The following is a 7142-nucleotide window of genomic DNA, read 5'->3' on the forward strand; positions in this document are numbered from 1 at the left end:
AGGGACGATGGCACAGCACGTACGCCGGTCCGCCCGGGGCCGCTCCGGCCGACTGTCCTATCTGGACTGGCCGGGCACCGGCGTCCCGGTCTTGTTCCTGCACCCGGTCAACACCGCGGCCGCGGTCTGGACCGACGTGGTCGCCGCGCTCGGCGGCCCGCGCCGTGCGCTCGCGGTGGACTACCGCGCGCACGGCCGGTCAGACCCGGGCGGTCCTTATCTGCCGGTCGACTACGCCGCCGACGCGGTGGCGGTGCTCGACGCGGCCGGCGTCGAGCGCGCGCATCTGGTCTGCGGCTCGATCGGCGGGGCGGTCGCGGTGGAGCTGGCCGCCGCCGCCCCGGAGCGGGTGGCCAGCATCGCGGCGTTCGGCGCCGCGCTGCGAGTCGGCTGGGCGGCCGACGCGCTCGACGAGGCGGAAAAGGCATTGCGCGCGCTCGGAGTCCGGGAATGGTTCACGCGGCACGGCGGCGAGATCCTCGGCCCGCGGTCCCGGCCCGACGCTGCCGCACGACTGGTGGAACTCGCCTCCGGCGGCCGCGACGGCGACCGGGCCACCGACACGGTCGTGCGAGTGCTGCGCAGCACGTTCGGCGACGCCGATTCCCGGCCTGCCGCCGCGGTGGTGGCCGCGGATCCCCCGCCCGCCCGGGTTTTCGTCGGCAGCCACGACCCGACCTGCCCGCCTCCGCGGGCACGGGAACTGGCCGCCGGCCTGAACGCCGAAGTGCGGATGCTGGACGGGATCGGGCACCTGCCGATGCTCGAGGATCCCGCCGCAACGGCCGCCGCGGTCAAGGAATTCCACGCCTCCGCGGAAACGGGGAACCGATGACCTACTCCATCGTGGCCCGCGACGAGCGCACCGGGCAGCTCGGCGTGGCCTGCCAGTCCCACTTTTTCGCCCCCGGAGCCTCGGTGACCTGGGCTGTCCCCGGCGTCGGCGCGATCGCCACCCAGGCTTTCGTCGACGGCCGCTACGGCGCGCGCGGACTGGAACTGCTCTCCGACGGTGTTCCGGCCGAGGACGCGCTCGAGCGGCTCCTGCGCGACGACGACCACCCGGAGGTCCGCCAGGTCGCCTTCGTCGGCACGACCGGCGACGCGGCGGCGTGGACCGGGCGGGCTTGCATCGCGGCCGCCGGCAACCTGTCCGACGGCGCGGTGAGCGTGCAGGGCAACATGCTCGACCACGACAGCGTGCTGCCCGCGATGCTCGCGGCCTATCGCGACCGCGAAGGCGATCTGGCCGAACGGATGATGCACGCGCTCGAAGCGGCCGAACGCGCGGGCGGCGACATCCGCGGCAGCCAGGGCGCGGCGCTGCTGGTCGTCGACGAGTCCCGGACCGGCGAACCCTGGCGGCACAGACCGATCGACCTGCGTGTGGAAGACCATCCCGATCCGGTCGCCGAACTGCGCCGGCTGCTCGCGTACCGGCGGGCGTTCGACGCCGTCTCCGGCACCATGTTCGCGCCCGGGCTGATGGTCGGGCCCTACGCCGAACCGCGGCCGGGCGACCGGGACCGGGCGCTGGCCGCTCTCGCCGGCGCGGCGGAAGTGCTCAAGGGCAACCCCGAGGCGGAGTTCTGGCGCGGCGTCCTGCTGGCCCGCTCGGGCGATCCGGCGGCCGCGCGCCGGCAGCTCGCCGGACCGCTGACGGCGAATCCTCGGCTGGCCCGGTTCCTCGACCGGCTCGCCGACGCCGGCTTCCTCGGCCACGACGACGTGAAGGACCTGCGATGACCCGCCCCGACCTCGTCCGGAAGATCCGCGCGGCCGTCGACGTCGACGCGGTCACCGGCCTCACCCAGGATCTGGTGCGCATCCGCTCGGAGAATCCGCCCGGCCGGGAAACGGAGATCGCCGGCCATCTCCGCGAACGGGCACCCGACCTCGGGCTCGCGGCGACCGTGGTGGAAACCGCCCCCGGGCGGCAGAACCTCCTGCTGACCACCGGTTCCCGGCCAGGAGCGCCGGTGCTGCTGGTGAACGGCCACCTGGACACCGTGCCGGTCCGCCCGAACGCGTGGCGGCACGATCCGTTCGGCGGAGAGGTGGCTGACGGCCGGATCTACGGCCGCGGCGCGGCGGACATGAAGGGCGGGGTCGCGGCCGCGCTCACGGCACTGCAGGTGTGTCGTTCGCTCGGCCTGGAACTGCCCTGCGAGCTGGTGTTCCATCTCGTCGCGGACGAGGAGCTGGGCGGTGCGCAAGGGACCGCGGCGCTGGTCGCGCGGGATCTCGTGCGGGCGGACGCGTGCCTCGACCCGGAGCCCACCGGGCTCCGGCTCTGCCTTGCCGAACGCGGCCTGATGTTCGCGACGGTCACCACGAACGGGGTGCCCGCCCACGGCAGCGAACCTGCCAAGGGGCGCAGCGCGATCATCTCCGCGGCCGCGATCGCGCAAGTGCTGCACGACAACGAGTTCCCGCAGACGCCGCACCCGCTGCTCGGCACGACGACGTGCAACGTCGGCACCATCCGGGGCGGCAGCGGGCCGAACGTGGTGCCCGAGGAATGCCTGCTGGAGATCGACCGCCGGGTGCTGCCGGGCGAGAGCCGGGCGATGGCCGTCCAGGGCATCGTCGACCGGATCGCCTCGCTCGGGCTCGTCCGGGGGACCGACTACGACCTGCGGGTCGACACGTTCTGCGAACCGTCGGAGATCGCCCCCGGCCACCCGTTCGTGGGGTACGTGGCCGACGCGTTCGCCGCGATGACCGGCCGGGCGCCTGGCACGACCGGGCTGCCGTTCACCACCGACGCCCGGTTCATGCGCAACCAGCTCGGCATCCCGGCGGTCGTGTTCGGCCCCGGCGACCTCGCGGTCGCCCACACTGTCGACGAGTACGTCGAGATCGACGCACTGGTCACGGCGGTCGGGGTCTACGCTTGCCTGTTCGCGGGCTTTGCCGGGACCGCGCCGATGGCCGACAATGCCGGAGGCTCTTCCGCCGACACCGACGTCGAAGGGGTGCCCAGCGCGCGCTGAGCAGCCCGGAGGGAGACACCCCATGGGCGCTGCCGGACTCACCTTGGACACGTTCCTCGGCTTGGTGGGCGGGGATTTCGTCGACGTGCTGCACTCCCCCGCGGGGCTCGACCTGCCGGTGGTGGCCGTGCTGATCCACGATACGAGCACCGCGGTGCAGATCAACCCGGGCGACCTCGTGCTCGGCATCGGGCTGCGCGCCGCCGACCCGGACACCGAGCGCCTCGTCGCCGAGGTCGGCCCGGACACCGTGCTGGCCTTCAAGATCCACGACGACGCCGAACGCGCACGGATCCGTGCGCTCGGCGAGTCGCACGGCGCCACCGTGCTCGCGATCTCCCCCGAAATGTCCTGGGACCAGCTGCATTCGCTGGCCCGCACGTCGATCGCGTCGGCCGCGGCGACCGTGCCGGACGAGCGCGGCGTTCCTTTCGGCGACCTGTTCGCGCTGGCCAACTCGGCGGCCGCGATGCTCGAAGGCCCGGTCATCATCGACGACGAGCGGATGGAGGTGATCGCGTTCTCCAGCCTCGGCGACCCGATCGACGAGATCCGAGAGCACTCGATCCTGCACCGCAGGCCGCCGCGCGAGTTCATGGACTGGTGCGAGTCGACCGGGATCCTGCCGCGGGTGCGCCAGAGCCTGACCCCGGTCCGGGTGGTGCCGCCGGACGGCGCGACCCGGCTCGTCACCGCCATCCGCGGCGGCAGCGACATCCTCGGCTACCTGTGGGTCGCGGAGTCCAAGCACAAGCTCGACCAGCATTCCGCCGACCTGCTCGCCGAAACCGCCCGCGTCGCCGCGCTGCAACTGCTGCGGTCGCGGATCAGCGAGGACCTCGACCGCCGGCTGCGCAGCGACCTGCTCCGCAACGCCCTCGCCGGGCGGGCCAACGCCGCCACCGTGCAAAGCCGCCTCGGCCTCGACGGAGTGTGCTTCCGGCTCGTCGCGTTCGTCCCGGACCGGCCGGGACCGGCGCCGGCCATTCCCGAGCTCCGCCCGCTTGAAGACCTGGTGGCGCTGCGCGTGGAGGCCTCGCGCAGGCGCGGCGCGGTCACCTCGTGCGACGGGCGGATCTACGCGACGTTCCCGGTCGCCGACCGCACACCGGACGAACCGGCCCGGCTGGCCCGGGAAATCACCGGGCAAGCGGACCGGCAGCTGCATCTGCGCCTGCGCGCGGCGATCAGCGGGGAAATCGCGTCCGCGGCCCAGCTCGCCGAGGCGCGCCGCGCCGCGGACCGGCTGCTCGACCTGCCGCTGCTCGACGAGTCGCGCCGGGTGCTCGCCTTCGACGACTCCATCGCCGACGCGATCCTCTCCGAGATCACCGAAATCCTGCGCGAGCGGCCGCGGCTGCTGCAGGGCGGCGTCGCCGGCATGGTGGTCAGCGACCGGGACTGCGGTACCGAGCACCTGGCGAGCCTGCGCGCGTTCTTCGACGCGGGCGGCGACCTTACCGCCGCCGGCCGCGCGGTCTACGTGCACCGCAACACGCTCAAGTACCGGCTCACCCGCATCCGCGACATTTTCGGCATCGACGTCGAAGACCCCGCTCAGCGTCTCGTCGCGCAGTTGCAGGTCGCCGCCTTCACCGCGCACCCCGAACTGCTCGCGGAACTCCCCGTCGCCCCGCCCCGCCCGCACTGACCAGGGTGGCTCAGCCAGGCCTGCGCCCGCGCCGCCGGGGCTCGGTCAACCGCTCCGAGACCGGTAACCACGCCCGCTTCAGAAACGCCGCGTAGTGCTCCGCCGGGGTGCACTTGACGCCTCCCGGCCATTCAGTCCCATCCCCCGCGCCAGGCATCCCCGACGGCAATGCCTGGCAAGCCACCGCACACCCCGGCACCCGCGAAACACGTCGACGAAGTGCAATGGGCACGGACGGCCCGCGCGCTCAGATCGCACACAGCGGAACCGCGTTCGTGCGACAGGTCGCTTGCACAAACGCGGCTTCTGCCGTCGCATCGCACAACGCCGCGACGATCGAGGAGATCGCCACCGCTCTGGCGGCCCTCACCGGCGAGCCGCACTCGCTCGCCGCCTGACTCGCCCTCGAGCGGCTGGAGCGGATCTGTCGACACCCGTAGCGCGACCCGGCTGGTCCGGATACATCCGATCAATACCCCGCGGCACAGGCCTCGGCGCCCAGGTTGCCGCGGTGCGGGACCTGAAGGCTGCGGCCTCGCCGGTCTCCACCAGTCGAGCCATTCTCGACGCCAGGGCGCGTCCGGCTGGTTAGACTCGCCGGTATGCCATCCCTGAATACGGGATGCGTCCCCGGTTTCCTCCACAAAGCGACCGGCTAAGCCGAGTTTTCACGGGATACATCCCTTGACCCCAGATCTGGCCGAAAGCAGCCTCACGACACGGCGCACTGCGCTCAGCGCCGCCGCACCCGCCGGTCCGGCCTCCCTGTCCGAGCCGTCGCGGCCGGCGGGCGATGATCGGATGCTGAGCCGCGAGTCGCCGCGCTCGCACTCCCGGACGCCGTGCGCGGCGACCACGAACCGAGCAAACCCTCGGCCCCGTTGCCCCTGCCGCGGCAGTCTGCTGAACACGCGACCGCTGCCTGGTGCTACTCGATGGTCAGGATCGACGCCTCCGGCAGGCTGGCCGGCCGGACTCTGCTCGAGCCGCTCGGCTGGAATCCGCGCACTCCGCTGACTCTCGCGCTCTGGCACGGAGCGGCAGTGCTCGTCCGCCCGGACCCGAACGGGACCGCCCACGCGGGCCCGGGCTGCGCGTGTCGATTCCCGTCGCGCTGCGCTCCCGGTGTGCGCTTCGCGCCGGCGACCCGGTCCTGATGGCCGCCAGCCCGCCGCACCAGATCCTCCTCGTCTACACCGTTGCGCTCCTGGACCGACTGCTGTCGCCCGCCCATGAGCACCTCAGTCCGGAGGCCACAGCCGATGACCGCCACAACACCTCCACCGAGATGATCGCGGCGGCGAAAACGCTCATCGCCACAATGGGCCTCTCGCCAGCCGACCTCGCCGAAGCGACATCCGCGGCGCTCACGACAGCGACCTTCGCCGAATACGTACCCAAAGCGCTCAAAGCCGCGACTCCCAGCTCCGCAAGGACCTGGCGGATCTACCTGAACATCCTGGCCGACGAATGGCCCGACCGCCGCCTCGACGAACCGACACCCATCGAGATCGCGAATCTGGTGATCAAGGTGCAGGAACGCTCGATCCTGCGCAAAGCGTCCCGCGGCGGCCACGGTGCCCGCGCCAACTTCATCGACGCCGTCAGATTCCTCTACCGGTGCGCACTCGCGGACAAAGTCCTCGCTCCTACCGACAGCCCTCTGCCCAATGTGAGAAGACCGCCCAAGCGCAAAAGCCTCCGCCGGGCCTTGACGTCGAAGCAGTTAGCGGAAATCAACGAGGCCGCCGCGACCACCGGCCGCGACACAGCACTCGACTGCCTGGTCATCCGCCTGCACACCGAGATGACCTGCCGCCGAGGCGGCGCGATCGCGCTGCGCCCCTGCGATCTCGAACCGTCCCAGCTCACTGTTCGGCTACGCGAGAAAGGCAGCATCGTCCGGGACCAGCCCGTCTCCCCCACCCTGATGGCTGGCCTGCTTTCCCATGTCGAACACCGATCACCGAACGGAGATCCGACCGCACCGCTGTTCGTCCGGGCCAACAGCTATCCGCTCGACAACAACTATTACCAAAACCTGTGGAAACGAATCGGAGGCCACCTCCCCTGGGTCAAAAACCTCGGGGTCACCGCCCACTGGCTCAGATACACCACGCTGACCTGGGTCGAACGCAACTTCGGGTACGCCGTCGCAGCCGGATACGCCGGACACATCCCGGTCGGCAGCCGCGCCGGCAACACCCTCACCTGCGTCGCAGCCACCCTCGAAGAACGGCTATTCCGAGGAACTCCCGTTCGAGCAGCGGCTGCGTGACATGATGGCGGTCGAGATCGCCGACGGCACCGCCCAGATCCAGAAGATCATCATCGCACGGGAGCGGTATGGCCGGGACTTCGTGCCCTATCGGCACTGATCACGCCACGCCGAACGTCGCCCCCGCCGCGAAGGGCAGCAGAGCAGCATCGACGGCCGCACTCAGGATCCGTCACACGGCACCGGCGAGGGTTCCCTTGCCCCACCACGCGTGATG

At 71.7% G+C, this 7142-nt stretch carries 7 protein-coding genes; all 7 read left to right on the forward strand.

The window, feature by feature from the left end; translation table 11 throughout:
* Positions 1 to 7: 7 nt before the first annotated feature.
* The 7 genes from H5411_RS39610 to H5411_RS39640 all read left to right on the forward strand — a co-directional run bounded on the left by H5411_RS39610 (position 8) and on the right by H5411_RS39640 (position 7025).
* On the forward strand, positions 8 to 835 hold the full coding sequence (locus H5411_RS39610) for an alpha/beta fold hydrolase (protein WP_183126766.1): 828 nt from the start codon (positions 8 to 10) through the stop codon (positions 833 to 835).
* The gene (locus H5411_RS39615; protein WP_183126767.1) at positions 832 to 1746 is read left to right on the forward strand and encodes a DUF1028 domain-containing protein; all 915 of its coding nucleotides are present in this window, start codon (positions 832 to 834) and stop codon (positions 1744 to 1746) included. The genes H5411_RS39610 and H5411_RS39615 overlap by 4 nt, the downstream gene beginning before the upstream one ends.
* Entirely contained in the window at positions 1743 to 2996 is a 1254-nt protein-coding gene (locus H5411_RS39620) for a M20 family metallopeptidase (RefSeq protein WP_183126768.1), read from the forward strand. The genes H5411_RS39615 and H5411_RS39620 overlap by 4 nt, the downstream gene beginning before the upstream one ends.
* Before the next feature lie 22 nt (positions 2997 to 3018).
* Positions 3019 to 4647 carry a PucR family transcriptional regulator gene (locus H5411_RS39625; RefSeq protein ID WP_183126769.1) on the forward strand — a complete coding sequence of 543 codons (1629 nt, stop codon included), beginning with the start codon at positions 3019 to 3021 and terminating at the stop codon, positions 4645 to 4647.
* Positions 4648 to 4871: 224 nt separating this feature from the next.
* Positions 4872 to 5045, forward strand: a complete 174-nt coding sequence (locus H5411_RS39630) for a hypothetical protein (protein ID WP_183126770.1) — start codon at positions 4872 to 4874, stop codon at positions 5043 to 5045.
* A 758-nt stretch (positions 5046 to 5803) separates the two neighbouring features.
* Positions 5804 to 6925 (forward strand): tyrosine-type recombinase/integrase, encoded by a 1122-nt coding sequence (locus H5411_RS39635; RefSeq protein WP_246370092.1) that lies wholly within the window; start codon positions 5804 to 5806, stop codon positions 6923 to 6925.
* Position 6926: 1 nt separating this feature from the next.
* Positions 6927 to 7025 carry a hypothetical protein gene (locus H5411_RS39640; protein WP_246370093.1) on the forward strand — a complete coding sequence of 33 codons (99 nt, stop codon included), beginning with the start codon at positions 6927 to 6929 and terminating at the stop codon, positions 7023 to 7025.
* The last annotated feature ends 117 nt before the right edge of the window (positions 7026 to 7142 follow it).

The organism is Amycolatopsis echigonensis, from assembly GCF_014174495.1.
Lineage (GTDB): Bacteria > Actinomycetota > Actinomycetes > Mycobacteriales > Pseudonocardiaceae > Amycolatopsis > Amycolatopsis echigonensis.